The organism is Bacillus sp. MMSF_3353, from assembly GCF_030733445.1.
GTDB classification, from domain to species: Bacteria; Bacillota; Bacilli; order Bacillales; family Bacillaceae_G; genus Bacillus_A; species Bacillus_A wiedmannii.
On the sequence record NZ_JASHJA010000003.1, the window covers coordinates 262,901 to 283,754 of the forward strand.

The 20,854-nt window shown below is 36.1% G+C and carries 12 protein-coding genes; 10 read left to right on the plus strand and 2 right to left on the minus strand.

Annotation, left to right across the window (positions count from 1 at the left end; translation table 11 throughout):
• The first annotated feature begins 20 nt into the window (after window positions 1-20).
• The 5 genes from RBB48_RS09455 (at window position 21) to RBB48_RS09475 (ending at window position 10,271) form a co-directional block, all read left to right on the plus strand.
• Window positions 21-5,915, plus strand: a complete 5,895-nt coding sequence (locus RBB48_RS09455; protein ID WP_306007585.1) for a SpaA isopeptide-forming pilin-related protein — start codon at window positions 21-23, stop codon at window positions 5,913-5,915.
• A gap of 755 nt (window positions 5,916-6,670) precedes the next feature.
• Window positions 6,671-7,615 (plus strand): hypothetical protein, encoded by a 945-nt coding sequence (locus tag RBB48_RS09460; protein ID WP_097908339.1) that lies wholly within the window; start codon window positions 6,671-6,673, stop codon window positions 7,613-7,615.
• A 251-nt stretch (window positions 7,616-7,866) separates the two neighbouring features.
• Window positions 7,867-8,163 carry a protoporphyrinogen oxidase gene (locus tag RBB48_RS09465; RefSeq protein WP_088082716.1) on the plus strand — a complete coding sequence of 99 codons (297 nt, stop codon included), beginning with the start codon at window positions 7,867-7,869 and terminating at the stop codon, window positions 8,161-8,163.
• Between the two features lie 220 nt (window positions 8,164-8,383).
• Window positions 8,384-8,860, plus strand: a complete 477-nt coding sequence (locus RBB48_RS09470) for a PH domain-containing protein (protein WP_001182715.1) — start codon at window positions 8,384-8,386, stop codon at window positions 8,858-8,860.
• Entirely contained in the window at window positions 8,853-10,271 is a 1,419-nt protein-coding gene (locus tag RBB48_RS09475; protein ID WP_088062369.1) for a PH domain-containing protein, read from the plus strand. The genes RBB48_RS09470 and RBB48_RS09475 overlap by 8 nt, the downstream gene beginning before the upstream one ends.
• 109 nt (window positions 10,272-10,380) lie before the next feature.
• Here the strand turns inward: RBB48_RS09475 and hmoB are convergent, their stop codons facing one another.
• Window positions 10,381-10,884 carry a heme-degrading monooxygenase HmoB gene (hmoB, locus tag RBB48_RS09480; protein ID WP_000644084.1) on the minus strand — a complete coding sequence of 168 codons (504 nt, stop codon included), beginning with the start codon at window positions 10,882-10,884 and terminating at the stop codon, window positions 10,381-10,383.
• 127 nt (window positions 10,885-11,011) lie between these two features.
• Between hmoB and RBB48_RS09485 the strand changes: the two genes are divergently transcribed.
• From RBB48_RS09485 to hemY, 4 genes are all read left to right on the plus strand, one after another.
• Window positions 11,012-13,129 carry a transglycosylase domain-containing protein gene (locus RBB48_RS09485; RefSeq protein ID WP_088062371.1) on the plus strand — a complete coding sequence of 706 codons (2,118 nt, stop codon included), beginning with the start codon at window positions 11,012-11,014 and terminating at the stop codon, window positions 13,127-13,129.
• A 189-nt stretch (window positions 13,130-13,318) separates the two neighbouring features.
• Window positions 13,319-14,365, plus strand: a complete 1,047-nt coding sequence (hemE, locus tag RBB48_RS09490) for a uroporphyrinogen decarboxylase (RefSeq protein WP_088062374.1) — start codon at window positions 13,319-13,321, stop codon at window positions 14,363-14,365.
• Between the two features lie 14 nt (window positions 14,366-14,379).
• Window positions 14,380-15,315 (plus strand): ferrochelatase, encoded by a 936-nt coding sequence (gene hemH, locus RBB48_RS09495; protein ID WP_088062376.1) that lies wholly within the window; start codon window positions 14,380-14,382, stop codon window positions 15,313-15,315.
• 19 nt (window positions 15,316-15,334) lie between these two features.
• Window positions 15,335-16,756 carry a protoporphyrinogen oxidase gene (gene hemY, locus RBB48_RS09500; protein WP_088062378.1) on the plus strand — a complete coding sequence of 474 codons (1,422 nt, stop codon included), beginning with the start codon at window positions 15,335-15,337 and terminating at the stop codon, window positions 16,754-16,756.
• A 43-nt stretch (window positions 16,757-16,799) separates the two neighbouring features.
• On the opposite strand, the gene RBB48_RS09505 is transcribed toward hemY, so the two are convergent.
• Window positions 16,800-18,152 carry a DUF4026 domain-containing protein gene (locus tag RBB48_RS09505; protein ID WP_060489232.1) on the minus strand — a complete coding sequence of 451 codons (1,353 nt, stop codon included), beginning with the start codon at window positions 18,150-18,152 and terminating at the stop codon, window positions 16,800-16,802.
• Window positions 18,153-18,393: 241 nt separating this feature from the next.
• Between RBB48_RS09505 and RBB48_RS09510 the strand changes: the two genes are divergently transcribed.
• The gene (locus RBB48_RS09510; RefSeq protein WP_088062380.1) at window positions 18,394-20,760 is read left to right on the plus strand and encodes a DUF6359 domain-containing protein; all 2,367 of its coding nucleotides are present in this window, start codon (window positions 18,394-18,396) and stop codon (window positions 20,758-20,760) included.
• The last annotated feature ends 94 nt before the right edge of the window (window positions 20,761-20,854 follow it).

The following is a 20,854-nucleotide window of genomic DNA, read 5'->3' on the forward strand; positions in this document are numbered from 1 at the left end:
ATAAAAAATAGGAGGGAATTATGCAAATGAAAAGTACTAAGAGGCATATTTCGATGGTTTCATTAGTTTTTCTAGTATTATTTTCAGTGCTAAATGTGTGGGCTCCAGTTATTCAAGCCGCTGTGATAAAAAATCCAGTGGACGAGATTAATATCTCCCGTACTGATGGTACAACGTCTGAACCATATCAAGCCTCAGATGGCATGAAAGTAGAAGTGAAGTGGTCAGCTAAAGAAAAAATAAAAAGTGGAGATCAATTCACAATTGATATGCCAAAAGAATTTAGAAAAGATCTTATGAATATGAGTTTTCCTTTAAAAGATGCTGAAGGAAAAACAGTTGGTACATGTGAGATGAAAAAAGGTCTATTGACATGTACTATGGGTGATTACGTAGAAGGAAAGAATAATGTTAAAGGTTCTTTATTCGTAGAATTCTACTTTGGGCTAGAAGCATATGATGGTGTCAAAGAAATTCCATTAGAATTTAACGTTGATGGTCAAATCGTAAATAAAGAAGTAAGTGTAAATAATACGACAGAGAGACCGAAGCCACATCCCAATACAGATAATCTATTGAAATGGGGTTCTTATAATCAAGAAGATCCATCCATTGCTGATTGGCTTGTATATGTAAATGCAACTGGAACAGAAATGCAAGATCTTAAATTAACAGACACATTAGGACCTGGGCATGAATTAATTACAGATAGCTTAGTATTAGAAGAGGCTGTATTTGAAGATGGCTATGCACCAACAAATATTAAGCCAGCAGATTTATCTAAAATTAAAATCAATGCAACGAAAACTGGATTTACAATTGAATTTCCAGACAGTTCAAAAGGTTATATTTTAAGATATAAAACAAAGATTACCAATCCCGCTGCAAAGCCTCATAAAAATACAGTGAAATTAGAAGGCAAAAATATTAAAACTGAAGAAAAAGTAGGAGAAGTATTCGTAAGTGGTGGGGGAGGAACTGGTTCAGGCGACGATCATCCACCTAGTATTGAAAAGAATATAGTTGATGAGAGTGGTAAGCTTGTAGAGAATCAGCAGTTAGCGCAAATGGATCAACCTATTCAATATCAAGTTGGTACACATATACCAAACGATCCTCCTAAATACACATCTATGGTAATTAGTGATGATTTAGAAGATGTATTAGAAGTATTAGAGGCAAAAGTGTATGATCAAAATGGCCAAGATATTACTTCTAAAGGAACACTAAAGATAGATAAACAAAAAAGTGAAGTAACATTTACGTTCGGTGAGAGTTTTGACTATAAGTCATATGAAGACCAGATAATTAACCTTAGTATTAAGGCGAAAATTAAAGCTAATGCAGACTTATCTTCTTACGTAGATAAGAAGATTCCTAATAAGGCAGAATTACATTTTGATGATAAAACATTAACATCGAAAGAAGTAAATGTTACACCGCCTGAAGCTCCAAAAGAAGGTACAGTATCGATTCATAAAATAGATGCTGAGAATCCGAACAAAGGGTTAAAAGGTGCCGAATTTGAAGTTCGAAATAGTGCAAATGAAGTTGTTGCAAAACTGATAACGGACGAAAACGGCTTTTCAGTACCTCAAACTTTAGCTCCTGGGACGTATAAAGTTTATGAAAAAGTAGCACCTGAGGGATATCAAAAATTAACAAGTCCGGTAGAGGTTACACTTCAAGCTGGAGAAACAAAAGCAATTGAAATTAAAAATACTTTGCAAAAGGGTCAAATTGAATTAAAGAAAATTGATTCAGAAAATGGTGAAAAACCATTAGCAAATGCAGAGTTTGATATAGTAAAAGACGGTGTAGTAGTTGAGCATATTATTACAGATAAAGATGGTAAGGCAATTTCTAAACCGTTAGCGCCAGGAAAATATATTTTAAAAGAAACGAAAGCGCCTGAAGGATACCAATTAAAAGAAACAGAATTCGAAGTAAATGTAACAGGGGACGGTATATTCCCGATAACAGTAGAAAATGCAATGACAGACAAAGGTAATGTAGAAATTACAAAGGTGGACAAAGAAAACGGTTCAGTATTAGCGGGTGTCGAATTTGAAGTCCAAGATGAGAAAGGTGAAGTAGTAAGAAAAGTAACGACGGATAAAGAAGGAAAGGCAAACGTTTCAGATCTTTCAGTAGGAAAGTACAAATTAGTAGAGACGAAAAGCTTACCAGGTTACAAGAAACTAACAGAGCCAGTATCGTTTGAAATTACAAAAGGTATGACGAAAGTCCTATCATTAAAAGTAGAGAATGAACAGTTAGAAAACGGTTCAGTAGAAATTACAAAAGTGGATAAAGATAGCCAGAAAGCATTAAAAGGCGTAGTTTTCGAAGTACGAGATGAAAAAGATAAAGTAGTCAAAGAGGTAACAACAGATAAAGAAGGAAAAGCAAACGTTTCAGATCTTTCAGTAGGAAAGTACAAATTAGTAGAGACGAAAAGCTTACCAGGTTATAAGAAACTAACAGAGCCAGTGTCATTTGAAATTACAAAAGGTATGACGAAAGTCCTATTATTAAAAGTAGAGAATGAACAGTTAGATAAAGGTTCAGTAGAAATCACAAAAGTAGATAAAGACAGCCAGAAAGCATTAAAAGGCGTAGTCTTCGAAGTACGAGATGAAAAAGATAAAGTAGTAAAAGAAGTAACAACAGATAAAGATGGAAAAGCAACAATTGATGATTTATCAGTAGGAAAGTATAAATTAGTAGAAAAAGAAAGTTTACCAGGTTATAAGAAATTAATAGAGCCGGTATCGTTTGAAATTACAAAAGGCATGACCGAGGTCTTATCATTAAAAATAGAAAATGAAATGGTAGATACGGGAAATATAGAGATAACAAAGATAGATAAAGATAATAAAGCACCGTTGGTGGGAGTAACGTTCGTTGTCCAAGATGAGAAAGGTAACGAAGTTAAAAAAGTAACGACAGATAAAGAAGGAAAAGCAAATGTTTCAGATTTATCAGTAGGAAAGTATGAATTAGTAGAGGTAGAAAGTTTACCAGGTTATAAACAGCTAGAAAAACCAGTATCATTTGAAATCAAAAAAGGCATGACCGAAGTTCTATCATTAAAAGTAGAAAATGAAATGGTGGATACAGGGAATGTAGAGATAACAAAAATAGATAAAGATAGTAAAGCACCATTAGAAAATGTTGTATTTGAAGTACGTGATTTAAAAGGTAAAGTAGTTGCAAAAGTAACAACGGATAAAGAAGGAAAAGCAAACGTTTCAGATTTATCTATTGGGAAGTATGAGTTGGTGGAGGTAGAAACACCAGCAGGATACAAACCACTTGAAAAACCAATTTTATTCGAAATTGAAAAGGGTAGAGTAACAGCGTTAAAGCTAACAGTCGAAAATGAATTAGTGGATACAGGAAATGTAGAAATTACAAAAGTAGACAAAGAAAATAAAGATGCTTTAGCTGATGCAGTATTTGATATTCAAGATGAAGCAGGACAAGTAGTTGCTAAAATAACGACAGATAAAAAAGGACAAGCAAAAGTTACTAATTTATCAGTTGGAACATATAAGTTAGTAGAAGTGAAAGCACCAAAAGGATATAAGCAATTAGTAGATCCGATTACTTTCAAAATTGAAAAAGGCATGACAAAATCTCTTGCTTTAACAGTCGAAAACGAAATGTTAGACAAGGGTAATGTAGAAGTTACAAAAGTGGATAAAGACAGTCAAAAAGCATTAGAAGGCGTAGTCTTCGAAGTGCAAGATGAGCAAGGAAAAGTAGTAACGAAAGTAACGACAGACAAGGATGGAAAAGCAAGCGTTTCAGGTTTATCCATAGGAACATATAAGTTAGTAGAGGTAGAAAGTTTACTAGGTTATAAAAAGCTAGAAAAACCAGTATCATTCGAAATCAAAAAAGGTATGACGAAAGTCTTATCATTGAAAATAGAGAATGAATTGGTAGACAAAGGTACTTTAGAAGTTACAAAAGTGGACAAAGAAAGTGGCACAGTATTAGCGGGTGTAACTTTCGAAGTGCAAGATGAAAAAGGGAAAGTAGTAACAAAAGTAACGACAGACAAAGAAGGAAAAGCAAACGTTTCAGGTTTATTCATAGGAAAATATAAGTTAGTAGAGGTAGAAAGTTTACCAGGTTATAAAAAGCTAGAAAAACCAGTATCATTTGAAATCAAAAAGGGTATGACAGAAGTTTTATCGCTGAAAGTAGAAAACGAACAAGTAGATAAAGGTTCAGTAGAGATCACAAAAGTGGACAAAGACAGTCAGAAGGCATTAGAAGGTGTAGTCTTTGAAATCCAAGATGAAAAAGGGAAAATAGTAACGAAAGTAACAACAGATAAAGAAGGAAAAGCAAACGTTTCAGATCTATCAGTAGGAAGTTACAAATTAGTAGAAGTAGAAAATTTATCAGGTTACAAAAAATTAACAGAGCCAGTATCATTCGAAATCAAAAAAGGTATGATCGAAGTTTTATCACTAAAAGTAGAGAATGAACAGTTAGATAAAGGTTCAGTAGAAATTACAAAAGTAGATAAAGACAGTCAGAAAGCATTAGAAGGCGTAGTCTTTGAAGTGCAAGATGAGCAAGGAAAAGTAGTAATGAAAGTGACAACAGATAAAGAAGGAAAAGCAAACATTTCAGATCTATCAGTAGGAAGTTACAAATTAGTAGAGGTAGAAAGTTTACCAGGTTATAAAAAGCTAGAAAAACCAGTATCATTTGAAATTACAAAAGGTATGACGAAAGTCTTATCATTGAAAATAGAGAATGAATTGGTAGACAAAGGTAATGTAGAAGTTACAAAAGTGGATAAAGACAGTGGAACAGTGTTAGCGGGCGTAACTTTCGAAGTGCAAGATGAACAAGGCAAAGTAATAACGAAAGTAACAACAGATAAAGAAGGAAAAGCAAACATTTCAGACCTATCTATAGGGAGTTACAAATTAGTAGAAGTAGAAAATTTACCAGGCTACAAAAAACTAACAGAGCCAGTATCATTCGAAATCAAAAAAGGTATGACAGAAGTTTTATCACTAAAAGTAGAGAATGAACAGTTAGATAAAGGTTCAGTAGAAGTTATAAAAGTAGATAAAGACAGTCAGAAAGCATTAGAAGGCGTAGTCTTTGAAGTGCAAGATGAAAAAGGAAAAGTAGTAACGAAAGTAACAACAGATAAAGAAGGGAAAGCGAACGTTTCAGATCTATCAGTAGGAAAATACAAATTAGTAGAAACGGAGAGTTTACCAGGTTACAAAAAACTAACAGAACCAGTATCATTCGAAATCAAAAAAGGTATGACAGAAGTTTTATTACTAAAAGTAGAGAATGAACAGTTAGACAAAGGTTCAGTAGAAATTACAAAAATGGCTGCTGAAAGTAAGAATGTATTATCAGGGGCAGTGTTTGAAGTTCATGACGAAAAAGGAAAAGTAGTAACGAAAGTAACAACAGATAAAGAAGGAAAAGCGAAAGTCTCAGACTTATCTGTAGGTCACTACACACTTGTAGAAGTAGAAGCACCAAAGGGTTATGAAAAATTAACTAATCCAATTCCATTTGAAATTACAAAAGGAATGATAAGTCCAGTTCAATTAGAAGTATTAAACAAATTGACTTCTTTAGCACCACCAGGCCCAGAGAAACCAGAAACGACGGATCCAGAAAAACCAGAAACAACGGATCCAGAAAAACCAGAAACAACGGATCCAGAAAAACCAGAAACGACGGATCCAGAAAAACCAGAAACGACGGATCCAGAAAAACCAGAAACGACGAATCCAGAGAAGCCTGAAAAAGAATTACCGAAGACAGGACAGAAAATGCCTGTGGAACCATATATGGGAGCACTTCTTATTATGATGAGTTTTGGATTGCTCGTATTAGGTAGAAAACAGCAGAGATAATAAAAATGAAAAGGTATCCTCAAAGTATTGGAGGATACCTTTTTTATTTGGCATAAAAAACATTTAGCAAAAGAACTCGATGCAAATAGAAACAAAAAGTTCGTCCTATTTTCTTAATATGGTTATATCAAAAAATAGATATATATATTTAATGTGAAAATAAAAGGTTAAAGGCCTTCGTAATGTTTGGGTGAAAAAAGAGTTATCTATGTAATTAATTTGAGTACTTTAAGAAAGAGGGCTTTTTCCTAAAGTATTCAAAGGATGATAGTCCAATAGCAGGTGGGAGATGAAACTCGTTTTAGCACTGTATTAACACCTTAAAATGTAGATAGGGGGAAAATAATGTAAATAAACTATTGTATGTTTAAAAATCATATGTTACATTTGTGTTACAAAACAATTACAAAACGTAACTTATGTTACGGATTGTTTTCTGTTGCTTTTCGATATGTTACGATTTGAAGTTCATATCCAATCAGCCGAGAATATGTAAAGTTAAAAAAATAGCAACCTAAAAATAGTTTTTCTATGTGTATAAGAGTGTGTGTAGTAAAGAGTCTGGTGAGAGCTTTACGCACATTATTAAAATTCCTTTCTGTCTTAAAAGAAGAAAAACAAATACCAACTATTTAGGTGTTTTAAGTAATGATAGTAAATGAAATGTACAGTACATATTTACTTTCAGTCTAATTACTACACAGACTTTTATACATATGCTGTTATTGTTTTAGGAACACATAGGGGGAGAAAGAATGAGGAAGTTATTAACGGTAATTGGAATTACATGTTTAATGTTAGCTGGATGTAGTAATGGGAATTTTGAAAAAGAAATGGATGCAGGGAAGACCGCGTTAACGAATAAAGAATATAAAAATGCCTTATCATCATTTGAAAAAGCGCTAGATGAGAAACAAGACGATTCAGATGTAATGGTGCTTGTAGAACAAACGAAAATAATGATTGAAGCAGTGAAGTTAAAAGAAGAAACAAAGGTAGAAGAATCAATCAAGTCATTTGAAAAAGTAGAGAACATGAAGGATGGGAATAATACGCTTATAAAGCAGGCAAAGGAAGAACGAACAGCATTACTAGCTGTGTTAGAACAAAAAAAGAAGTATAGTGAGCAATTGGCGAAAAGTGAAGAGTTAATAAGTAAGAAAAATTATGCACAAGCGAAAGAGATATTAAATAAGTTAGTTGCAGAAACAAAAGATAATAAGAACCTTGAAGAATATAATAAAAAAGCAGTAGGATTAGTTACTAAAATTAATGAAGAAGAAAAAAGTGCAAAGAGTGAAGTAGCAGCGAAGGCACAAAAAACAAATGTAGTAACGAATCAAAAGGTAGCAACAGAAAAGAACGAAAAAACTGAGACAGAAAAAAATCAAAAGGTAGCAACAGAAAAGAACGGAAAAACTGAGGCAGAAAAAAATCAAAAGGTAGTAACAGAAAAGAACGGAAAAACTGAGACAGGAAAGAATCAAAATGCATTTACTTTTGAGAAAGCTAAAGAATATATCAAAAATGAATATAAAGAAGAATATGATTACACGCTAGAAGATACACAAGTAGAAAATGGAAAGAAATATTATAAAATTAGAGTGCGTACGACATATAAAATAGAAGGCGCAGCTGGATCAGGATTTACTGGCGTATTCAAAGTATTCGAAGATGGTACGATTATTGAAATGCACTAAATCGATGAAAAAGGTATCCTCAAAGTATATGAGGGTACCTTTTTTAGCATAAAAAAAAGCATCTAGCAAAAGTACTAGATGCAAATAAAAACACAAGGGAAGACAAAATTCTTCCCGTTTCCCGTATGTAATTATATCAAAAAATATATAAAAAACTAGCTTTATTTTTTATATAATTGATGTGTAAAGCTATGAAAGTATAAGATTACACTGTTTTCATAGTGTTTTATTGAAAAAAAGGAGCTGCGTATATGATTAATTTTAAACCGGAAAATTTGAACCAACTACTAAAAGTAATGTTAATTAGTGCGAATAAGTCTTATGATGCGATTAAAGATTATGAATTTACGGGAGAAGCAGTAGTATTCCGTGTAGACTTCGAATATATTGACGTTTCTCTAATGATTGTAGATATGTTAGGAAGATCTGCTTCTAAATTTAACATTTTGCCATATGCCCGTCCGAATACGAATGAAATAGATTACATTCAGTTTCAAGTGTATTCGATTAATGAAGGGAATTTTAAAGAAGTAATGGATACGATGTAGAAAAACTATAAAGTGAAACTTTAATCAGTGGGAGATTCATCCCCACTGATTATTAGTTGAACCAATCGGACGTTTACGGGCAGTTGATCGCCCACCTAACTTCTTTGCTCCAGCTGAAATTTTTTGGGAGTTTTACTGCCCGTTAACGTGGGGTAATTTTACAAATATGTATATACCAACTAATATATAATTAATACATTCATATAATTGGAGTGATGAGATGCAGCCGTTAGAAAGGGAGATTCATTCTAATATGCTGAAAGTGTGGCGAATCCACGCTTTAATTGGGGCGGCAGTTATACTAGCAGTCGTAATTGCGTATTTCTTTTTTATGATCAATTTTAACTGGTGGGGCTGGTTGTTTGGTTTGCTAGTAACAGGCGCTATTACATTTATCCCGCTTGATTATTTTGTGTTTCCAAATTTACGTCAACGTTATTATAGTTACAGATTAAATGAAGAAGAGATTGAGATTCAAAAGGGAATGTTCGTTGTAAAACGCGTACTTATTCCGATGATGCGTGTGCAGCACGTAACGATTGAACAAGGCCCAATTATGAGAAAGTATAATTTAGCAGAATTACATATTTCAACAGCGGCAACTTCTCATAGTATTCCAGGCTTAACGAAGGAAGAAGCAGAGCAGCTGAAAAGACAAATTGGAGAACTTGCGAAAGTGAGTGATGAGGATGTATAAGAGGCAACATCCGATCACGATTTTATTAGGTATTCGAATTGCGGGTTTATTGCCTTTTATTTTACTTGTTTTATTTCGATCAGATGGTCAAGTGAAACCTTGGTATTTTTTTCATCTTGTTCTTTTGGCCATATTATTTATTATGGCAATTTTCTCAGCTATAAAATGGTATTTCAAAGTGTATTGGGTTGAAAATAATATTTTACATATTAAACACGGCGTTTTTGTGAAGAAAGAAAGTTACTTAAATAAAGAACGTGTGCAAAATATTAGTACGTCTTCTAACATCATTTATCAAGTGCTTGGACTGACGAAATTAAATATAGAAGTAGCAGGCGGTGGTAGTGAGCCGGAAGTGATGTTAGCTGGTATTAAAGAAGATGAAGCGAAGGAACTGATTGCTTTATTAAATAAAAAAAGAAGCGCTGCGAGTGAAGAAGTACCCATGGCAGAAGAAAATAAGACGATTTATCAGTTAACGATGAAAGAGATTTTAGCAGCTTCCATTACGTCTGGTAGATTCGGATTAGTGTTTTCAGGATTACTTCTTATTTACACAGAGTTTAATCAATTTCTTCCAAAATGGCTCATAAATAAAGTGGAAGCGTATGTGATGGATAACGGTGTATATGAATTAATCGTTATGGCCGCGATTTTAATGGCGGTTTCGTGGGTCGTTTCGACAGCTGGCTATGTGTTAAAATATGCGAACTTTAAAATAGAGCGAAACGGAAATGAAGTTCGCATCGTGCAAGGGTTATTTGATAAGAAAGAGTTTGTTTTAAAATTACACCGCATTCAAGCAATTACGGTGAAAGAAGGCATTCTTCGTCAGCCGTTCGGTTATTGCTCTGTCGAAGTGGAAGTCATTCAAAGTATAGAAGCAGCTGGAAATGAAGTTATGTTACATCCTTTTATGAAAAAGAAAGATGTCCAGCAGTTACTTACATATTTGCAGTTACCGTATGAAATGGAAGAGGAAATCGTTTATTTACCGAAGGCTGCATTACGTCGTTACGTAATAATGGGCTGGATTACAGGTGCTGTGCTCGCACTGCCGATCATCGGTACGAGTATATATTTCAAACAAAATATGGCGTTATTCACGCTAATACCACTATTTATCGCATTTACGTTACTTGCATACGCTCGGTATACAAGTGGCGGATATATGATACGAGACAATCAGTTAGTCATGGTATACCGTGGTCTTGCGAAATATACGGGGATCATGCGAAGAAGGCATGTTCAAGCGGTAGGATACAATCAGTCGCATTTTCAAAAGAAAGACGAGTTATGTACAGCTGCCGTATCAGTAGCGGGACATAAATATAAAGTGAAGCATATGCAAAAAGAAGACGCACTTCGCATATATAATTGGTATAAAGAAAAAGGAAACACCGGTGCGTAACGGTGTTTCCTTTTTTGTGTCGTGATTTGTCGATAAGTCGATATATTTCAAAAATCGCTGATATAATTTCATGTACCGCAGCCTTGGAGAAACCACAGTACAAAAATCCTTAAACTAACACATCAAAAGTAGTCACAAATGACGGACGAGAGAAGATACTTTTCTGCTGCTCTGCATGTGGATGCGCCTGAGCCTGAGCTTGTCCTTCCGCTTGTGCAGGGCGTTTTTTATGAGCGTTTTCGAATGAACGTGATTCTGTCCAGTCTTTAAAGTTTTGCTCCGTTTCCCACATCGTTAAGATGACATATGTATCGTTACTTAATGGGCGTAGAACACGAATTGCTTGGAAACCGGGTTCGTTTTCAATAAGGCCTGCTCGGTTTTTAAATCGGTTTTCAAATACTGGGCGACCTTCGTCTGTTACAGAAATGTTGTTACAAACGATATAGCCAGGTTGTCCTTTAAATTCTCCAACAGCGTCTAGTACGTCATATTGAAGCGCTGATTCTACTGATTCTTCTGTATTTTCTTTATAAAACATATCTTTTTCATTATTTTTTGCAGTGAAATGTGCTTGTTCTAGAGGTGTTTCGTATGAAATAATAGCCTTCATTTTAATGCCCCCTTAATGGTTTGTTTCTATTATATCAACTCTCTTAAAAAACTTCGAAGATTATATACATAAAGATACTTCTTTTTCAAATAATAAATGTACCATCATTTGGAAAGAAGGCCGATGTATGAAGAAAGTAAAGTGGACTTTATTAGGTGGATTCGCAACGCTAGTATTAGCGCTTGTACTTTATAAACTTATTGTGTTAGCTGGTGGCTATATGATGGATGAAAAGCAGCTCGTTTTCCACTCTTCATCACGTATCGTTGACCAGAAAGGGAAAGAGATTACGAAATTATATGTAGAAAATAGAGATCTCGTACCAGTCGAGCAAATTCCAAAGCATGTCCAGCAGGCGTTTATTGCGGTGGAAGATTCTCGTTTTTATGAGCATCAAGGAATTGATTATCCGTCTATATTCCGTGCTCTTTATAAAGATACATTAGCTGGAGAGAAGGTCGAAGGCGGTAGTACGATTACGCAGCAACTCGCTAAAAACGTTTTTTTAACTCGTGAAAAAACAGTTACGCGTAAATTGAAGGAAGTCGCAATTTCCCTTCAATTAGAGCAAAAATATACGAAGCAACAAATTCTTGAAATGTATATGAATCATATTTATTTTGGGCATGGGGCTTACGGTATTCAAGCAGCAGCAAAGTTGTATTTTAATAAAAATGTAGAAGATTTAACAGTAGAAGAAGGAGCGATGCTTGCAGGTCTTCCGAAGGCACCAAATGGATATTCACCTTATTTCTCTCCAGAGAAGAGTAAGGAGCGCCGTGATCTCGTATTGTCACTTATGCATAAACAAGGCTATTTGACTGCCGAAGATAGCGTACGTTATCAAGGAAAGACCATTGCTCTTTACAAAAACTTAGATGAGAATGAACTCGCATATATGCCGTATATTGATATGGTTATAGATGAAGCAGCTCGTTTATACGGATTGTCTCATCAAGAAGTACTGCGCGGAGGATATACGTTTGTCGTACCGATGGATGAAAAGATTCAAAAGGTAGCGTATAACCAGTTTCAAGATGCAAGGAATTTCCCTGGGAAAGAAGAGGGGGCACAAGGTGCTTTTTTATTAATGGATAATCGTACGGGCGGAATTAAAGCGGCGATTGGCGGAAGAAAGTACGTCCCGAGAGGCTTTAATCGTATTTTCGCAAAAAGACAGCCCGGTTCTGTGCTAAAACCACTTATCGTCTATGCACCAGCACTCGAAACGAAAAAGTATAATCCGTATTCTTTATTGACGAATGAAAGAAATTCATTTGAAGGCTATGAACCTCGAAATTATAACCATTCATATTCGAAAGAAATGACGATGTACGATGCGATTTTAGAGTCAGCAAATGTGCCGGCAGTTTCTTTATTAAATGAGTTAGGGGTAGAAGAAGGAAAGCAATATTTAGAGAAAGGAAATGTTCATATTGCAGACGCAGGGTTAAGTACAGCGCTTGGCGGATTGAAAAATGGTGTTTCACCATTTGATCTTGTAAAAATGTATCGTGCGTTTTTAGCAAATGGTGCTATTATTGAGCCGCACGTTATTGATAAAGTATTAAATAGACACGGTGCAGTTATTGGAGAATCGCCAAAAGTAGAAACGAAAATATTCTCGAAACAAACGGCGTGGTATATGACGAAAATGTTAGAAGGAGTTGTAAAGGAAGGGACAGCGAAAGCCGGTGTATATAGCGGGGCGTTAGCTGGGAAAACAGGTACAACTTCCTTGCCAAATGACGATAATGGAGCTAGAGATATGTGGTTCGTCGGCTATACACCAAATTTAGTAGGTGCTGTTTGGATTGGTTATGACCGTACGGATAAAGAGCATCAGTTGCAAGGAGAAAGTGCGTCAGCAACGAAATTATTTAAGAAAATTTTAACGAAGGCAAATGTAGAACAGAAAGAGCAGTTTATGAAACCAGAAGGTGTGGAAACAATCGGTGCTCCGATTCGTTTGCGCAAGATTGAAGATGTGAAAATGAAATTAGCGTTCAGCCCTTTCGGTTTATTTAAAGCAAAATTAAGCTGGACACCACTTCCAGATGAAAGAATTATGTATCGTATTTATAGAGTGGAAAACGGAGTTCATACGCATGTAGGCACTGTAAATGGTGCCGGAGAATATGAGGAAAAGTTCGTTAACATCTTTTCAAAACCGAGTTTTTACGTTGTACCATATAACACACAAACGAAACGTGAAGGAGAAAAGTCAAAAGTAGCTAAACCATAGTTTTTCTCTGTGCTATAATAAGAATGTTGTGAAAATAGTAAGCGGTTTTACGAATGTTTGTGTCAATTTCATGAACAACGTACATAATGTTATGCATTTTGTTTTTACAAGCTGTATAGTAAAAAAAGATAAATATCGGAATAGAACGTATTTAGAGCAAAAGCATTGGCAAGGAAGGGAGCAAGGGTCTTGGTAAGAACTATAAATGAGACATTTTTAAAAGCATGTAGGGGGGAACGTACTGATTATGTACCAGCATGGTATATGCGTCAAGCAGGTCGTTCGCAGCCGGAATATAGAAAGATAAAAGAAAAGTATTCTTTATTTGAAATTACACACAATCCAGAGTTATGTGCTTACGTTACAAAGTTACCAGTTGATCAATATAACGTAGACGCAGCAATTCTGTATAAAGATATTATGTCACCACTACCTGCAATTGGTGTGGATGTAGAAATTAAATCAGGTATTGGCCCAGTTATTGATAATCCAATCCGTTCTTTACAAGACGTAGAAAAACTAGGGGAAATCAATCCAGAAGATGACGTACCGTACATATTAGATACGATTCGTTTATTAACGACAGAAATGTTAGACGTACCGTTAATCGGTTTTTCAGGAGCTCCATTTACATTAGCGAGCTATATGATTGAAGGCGGTCCATCTCGCAATTACCATAATACGAAAGCGTTCATGTATGCAGAGCCGAAAGCTTGGTTCGCTTTAATGGATAAGCTAGCAGATATGGTTATTACATATTTAAAAGCGCAAATTAACGCAGGAGCAAAAGCGGTTCAAATTTTCGATTCTTGGGTTGGAACAGTAAATGTAGCAGATTACCGCGTATTTATTAAACCAGCAATGGAGCGTATTTTTGCAGAAGTTCGCCCGATGGGTGTTCCAATGATTATGCACGGCGTAGGAGCTGCACACTTAGTAAATGAATGGCACGACTTACCACTTGATGTAGTAGGCTTAGATTGGCGCTTACCGATCGAAGAGGCACGCACGCGTGGTGTTCATAAGGCGGTACAAGGTAATATGGACCCGTCATTCTTACTTGCGCCATGGTCTGTTATTGAAGAACATGTAAAAGGTATTTTAGATCAAGGGATGAAGCAGCCAGGTTATATCTTTAACTTAGGACACGGTGTATTCCCAGAAGTAAATCCAGATACATTAAAACGTTTAACTACATTTATTCATGAACACTCTAAAGGGCAGTTAGCGAAGTAAAGGAGCATTGCTGTATGAAAAAGAAAATTGGTTTGCTTGTAATGGCATACGGAACGCCATATAAAGAAGAAGATATTGAACGTTACTATACACATATTCGTAGAGGAAGAAAGCCAAGTCCTGAAATGCTAGAAGATTTAACAGAGCGTTACCGTGCAATTGGTGGTATTTCTCCTTTAGCTACTATTACATTAGAGCAAGCTAAAAAGTTAGAACAGCGTTTAAATGAAGTACAAGATGAAGTAGAGTACCATATGTATCTTGGCTTAAAACATATCGAACCGTTCATTGAAGATGCAGTGAAAGATATGCATAACGACGGTATACAAGATGCAATCGCACTTGTTCTTGCGCCGCACTATTCTACATTTAGCGTGAAATCGTATGTAGGACGAGCACAAGAAGAAGCAGAGAAACTTGGAAACTTAACAATTCACGGCATTGATAGCTGGTATAAAGAACCGAAATTCATCCAGTACTGGGTTGATGCAGTGAAAGGTATATATAACGGTATGTCAGAAGCAGAGCGTGAAAAAGCAGTATTAATCGTATCTGCACATAGCTTACCAGAAAAAATTATCGCACTTGGCGATCCATATCCAGACCAATTAAATGAAACAGCTGACTATATCGCAAGAGGTGCTGAAGTAGCAAACTATGCAGTAGGTTGGCAAAGTGCAGGAAACACACCAGATCCTTGGATTGGTCCAGATGTACAAGATTTAACGAGAGAACTAAATGAAAAGTACGGTTATACTTCATTCGTATACGCACCAGTTGGATTTGTTGCGGAACATTTAGAAGTTTTATATGACAACGACTTTGAGTGTAAAGTTGTGACAGATGAAATTGGCGTGAAATATTATCGTCCAGAAATGCCAAATGCATCGGACGCATTTATTGATTGCTTAACAGATGTTGTATTAAAGAAAAAAGAATCTGTATTGTAAAAAGAAAGGGGGAGCATGCTTGAGGAAAAAAGTTGTAATCATCGGCGGTGGCATCACAGGATTAACAACAATGTATAACTTACAAAAAGATATTCATGACAAGAACTTGCCGATCGATACATTACTTATAGAAGCATCGGGTAAACTTGGCGGGAAAATTCAAACCGTTCGAAAAGATGGATTTACAATTGAACGCGGACCGGATTCTTTCTTAGCACGAAAAGAAAGTGCCTCTAGACTGGCGCGAGAATTAGGTCTTGGTGATGAACTTGTAAATAATAAGGCCGGTCAATCATTTATCCTCGTAAACAATCGGTTACATAAAATGCCGAGCGGATCGATGATGGGAATTCCAACGCAAATTACGCCGTTTCTATTTTCCAGGCTGTTCTCCCCAATTGGTAAACTAAGAGCTGGTTTTGATCTGTTAATGCCCAGGTCAAAGCCAGTATCTGACCAATCACTCGGGCAGTTTTTCAGACATCGCCTCGGCAACGAAGTGGTTGAAAATTTAATAGAACCATTACTATCGGGTATTTATGCAGGGGATATCGATGAAATGAGCTTAATGTCAACATTCCCGCAAATGTATCAAATTGAGCAGAAACATCGCAGTATTTCACTCGGTATGCGTACGCTTGCTCCGAAAAAAGAGAAATCTGAACCGAAAAAGGGAATCTTCCAAACAGTGAAAACAGGTTTAGAATCTATAGTAGAATCTCTCGAAGCAAAGATACATGAAGGTACGATAATAAAGGGAACTCGCATTGAAAAAGTTACAAAACTTGGTGATGCTTACACGATTACTCTTAGTAACGGAAAAGAAATAGAAGCGGACGCGGTCGTAGTGGCAAGCTCACATAAAGTATTGCCATCTATGTTCGCGCAGTACAAGCAGTTTCGTTTCTTCCGCAACATTCCGTCTACATCAGTTGCAAATGTGGCAATGGCTTTCCCGCAATCAGCCATTCAGCGCGATATTGACGGCACAGGGTTTGTCGTATCTCGAAATAGCGACTACACAATTACAGCATGTACGTGGACACATAAAAAATGGCCACATACAACGCCAGAAGGAAAAACGCTTCTTCGTTGTTACGTCGGTCGTGCTGGTGATGAAGCAGTTGTAGAACAAACAGAAGAGGAACTCGTTCAGCTCGTACTAGAAGACTTACGAAAGACGATGGATATTACAGAGGATCCTGAGTTTACAGTCGTAAGTCGCTGGAAAGAAGCGATGCCCCAATATACAGTAGGCCATAACGAGCGAATGAAGAAACTCACAACATTTATGGAAAAAGAGTTGCCAGGTATATACTTGGCAGGTAGTTCTTACGCTGGTTCTGGTCTTCCGGACTGTATTGATCAAGGTGAGAAAGCCGCAAAGCGTGTACTATCTCATTTGGAGAAAGTAATGGAGACGGAATTACTCGCACAATAAAATATAAGAAACGCCTTCAATCACATTGAAGGCGTTTTGTTACTTATTCACCAATAAACATATATAAGTTATTTGGCTTTATAACGGAATCTCCCGCATAAATAACCCATTCTGTTAAGTTTTCAAACTCTAACTGATAACTATTTCCCTCACTCATATCTTTTATAAAATATGGTTCATTAATGAGTATTCCTTGAATGAAATCTTCCGTAATGTTTTGCATTTCAAACCACATATGTTCACTTTTTCCTTCTTCGTAGGAAACACCAAACTTAGCGAGGAAACGAAAATCTTCATTTGATTGTTCAATGTGAAAAATATTGCTGAAATACCCGAAAGTATTCTTCGCATTGTAAGCCATACGATCGGTTTCACTATTTGTTTTATAGAACATGAGCCCTGTAGCTTCCTCGTGTTCTTTGAAAAAACTTTCAATATATTCTTCTGAAGTATTAAATTTGAATAAAAGAACGGACGGAGATTGATGGTATTCATCTCGGTCATCCATCCCGCCTAAGAATACGTTTTGTGCATCTATTGGTTGTAGTTTCACTTCTTCATCCTCGATTGAAGATAATTGATCCATACTCGTTTTATGCCCAATATAAGATAATCCCTTTTCCCACGGAACAGCTACTGTATGGATAGAACCTTGCTGACTATGCGCGATCACGATAGGCTCATTCATAGGGACTTGTCCATTCTCAACGGCATTATTAGCAAATGTTTGAAAGAGATCACCAATGCCGTAATAGGACGAAATGCGATTTGGAATAATTAATTCTATTTCTGTTACGCCTGCTCTTAAAAGGCCATGTGTATGAAACCAATATTGCGTAGGCTCACCTTCTTTATCGTCTTCATAAACAGAATGAATAACATACAAGTCAGGAATGTCAGGTAATAATTCATTTTCAACGTGATATTCAATATAGCTTCTAGATATCACTTTCATTGCGGCACTTGAATCGATCACAAATAACAAATCTGGAGCGAGGTGCCATAAAAACTGTAACTGCTGGAAAAAGCAGTCCAATACATCGCCTACAAATAGCGTACGAGTGAAAATTTCAGTTCCATAAGCAGCATCTTCAAAATGACGATCTACGATTGTAGAATCTTGTCTATTGTACATTTTATATTCTTCTGGGTTATTTGCCTCATCAATATGCAGCTCATACGGTATGATTGTTTCATCCATATGTAACTCAACAATAAGGCTTGTCTCATCACTAAAAACAATTTTTAACTCATCAACTTTAGTAGAGATAGTTTCTAGCCGCTGTTTTAACTGCTCAATTGTAATTCTAGTAGGTATAACGGCAATCATATCTGAAAAATGACGTTCTAATGTTCCATTCATAGCTGCGCGGTATGTTTCTGTTTGTACTTCCATCCAATCACTCCTATTCAAATGAATCCATTTTACATGCCAATGAACTTTCGATATTTTCTGTTTTCTCTCTCTAACATTATAGAGCGCATTCGTAGAAGGTGTAAAATTATTATTTTGTATTATAGTTTGAAAGCCTGTAAATTAAATAAATTTTTTGTAAAACTTGTCGAAATATCATTCTATATAACGAATCATTTGATATGATAGAAATGCTGAGAAAATATGAAATAGGGAGAGGAAAATGGCTGTGAAGAAATTGTTAAGTGTCTTTTTATCATTCATACTATTGCTTTCATTTACTGGAACTTTAGTACAAGCAGAAGAAACGACTTCTATGTCAGTAGAAAAAGCAATTCAAGTATTTAAACAGCAAGGGAAAACGAAGGGGATAGTGGAAGGGTATATCGTTGGATATACGCAAAGTCCTTCTAAATACACGAAAGATCCGGCTAAGTTTGATGATACAAACGTAGCAATTGCCGATTCGCCAAATGAAACGAATCCAGACAAAATCATGCCTGTTCAGTTGCCGAAAGGTGATGTGAGAGCGGCAGTAAACGTGAAAGATCATCCTGAAAATATCGGGAAGAAAGTTAGTTTAACAGGGACGCTTGAATTATATTTTAGTAGCCCAGGTTTAAAATCGGTAACGGCTCATAAGTTTCAAGGGGAAGGACAAAACCGTGTTAGCGATGTAGTAGCTTCGCCTGGTAGCGGAGAAGTTGCGAAGGGCACAGCGGTAACATTAACAACGAATACAGAAGGAGCAACAATCTACTATACGTTAGATGGCTCTAACCCTACAAACAAGAGTGTTCGTTATAACGGACAAATTGTAGTGAATGAAAATAGTGTGATTAAAGCAATTGCAGAGAAAGAAGGGCTTACTGCTTCAGCGATTTCAACATTTTCATTTACTATCGTAAACAATGAACAGGTTCGTATTCATGATATTCAAGGAAAATCACATATTTCTCCTTACAACGGGAAGAAAGTCTACAATGTGGAAGGCGTTGTAACAGCGCTTGATAAAAATGGTTTTTATATAGAAGATAATCAGCCGGATAATGATCCAGCTACTTCAGAAGGTATGTATGTGTACAAAAAGGATGCGAATGCAGCAGTAGGAGATCTTATTCAAGTTGATGGAGTAGTAGAAGAATATGTTGGACCTGGATATGCAGAAAGGTTTGACACAGACTTAACTACGACGGAAATTAAAGCGAGCCGTGTTGCTGTCATCGCAAACGATCAACCATTACCAGCACCGATTGTACTTGGAGAAAACGGTGTGAAAATCCCTGATCAAATTATCGATAATGATGCATTCGGTTTATTTGATCCAAATGAAGATGCAATCGATTTTTATGAAAGTATAGAAGGTATGCGCGTTACGATGCCAACGCCAAAAATTATTGCACCTCAGAAAAACGGAAATTTATATGTAACAGTAGAAAATGGCGGAAATAAAGTCGTAACGAAATATGGCACACCTTTATTAGATGAAAATCAATTAAACCCAGAGCGTCTTTCTGTAAAAGTACCTCGCGATTATGTAGCAAAAGTAGGAGATACTTTCACTGGAGATATAACAGGGGTAGTAGGATATGATTACGGTTCGTTCCGCATTGCGCCAATAACGGAATTACCATCTGTAGTGGACGGTGGATTTAAGCAAGTAGGGGCGAATATTCAGCCTCGTCTTGATAAGTTAACAGTTGCTACATATAACATTGAAAACTTTTCGGCGAATAAAAAAGAAACAACAGATGAAAAAGTAAAAGCGTTAGCGTATTCTATTAAATACAATTTAAAAATGCCAGATATTATCGGTGTAGAGGAAATGCAAGATAATAACGGAACGATTAATGACGGTACAACAGATGCTTCGTTAAGCGCAAAACGTATCATTGATGCAGTTCTAGAAATTCGCGGACCGAAGTATGAGTATGTAGAAATTGCTCCGAATAATAATCTAGACGGAGGAGCACCAGGAGCGAATATTCGCGTCGGTTTCTTCTACAACCCATCACGCGTGAAATTAGCAGCAGTACCGAAGTTACTTGATAAAAATGTCGTTCGTATTGGAGACGAAAATTCATTATTTGAAAGTACACGTAAACCGCTTGCAGCAGAATTTACGTTCCAAGGACAAAACGTTGTTGTCGTTGCAAATCACTTAAACTCAAAAATAGGAGATGCAACGCCATTTGGAAAAGTGCAGCCGCTCGTATTAAAGAGTGAAGAAAAACGAATTCAGTTAGCGCAAGAAGTAAATCACTTTGTACAAGGAATTCAGAAAAAGAACACGAATGCACCAGTTGTTGTGTTAGGGGATATGAACGATTTTGAGTTCGCTAAACCACTAAAAGCACTAGAAGGAACAAACTTAAAAAATATGTTAAACACAGTGCCGAAAGAGAACCGCTACACGTACATTCATGAAGGAAATGCACAAGTGTTAGATCATATTTTAGTAACAAACAACATCGCACCACACACAATTGTAGACCCAGTACACTTAAACTCAAACATTATGAAAGAACATGGACGTGTAAGTGACCACGACCCAGTACTTGCTCAAATTGATTTGAAGAAAGCTTCTTAAATTAGGGGAACGCTTAGGTAACTAAGCGTTCTTTTTTGTTTTTGTAGCGTCATAGAATGGTATAAAGAGGTGATTCCTTTTTTTGTAATCTGGT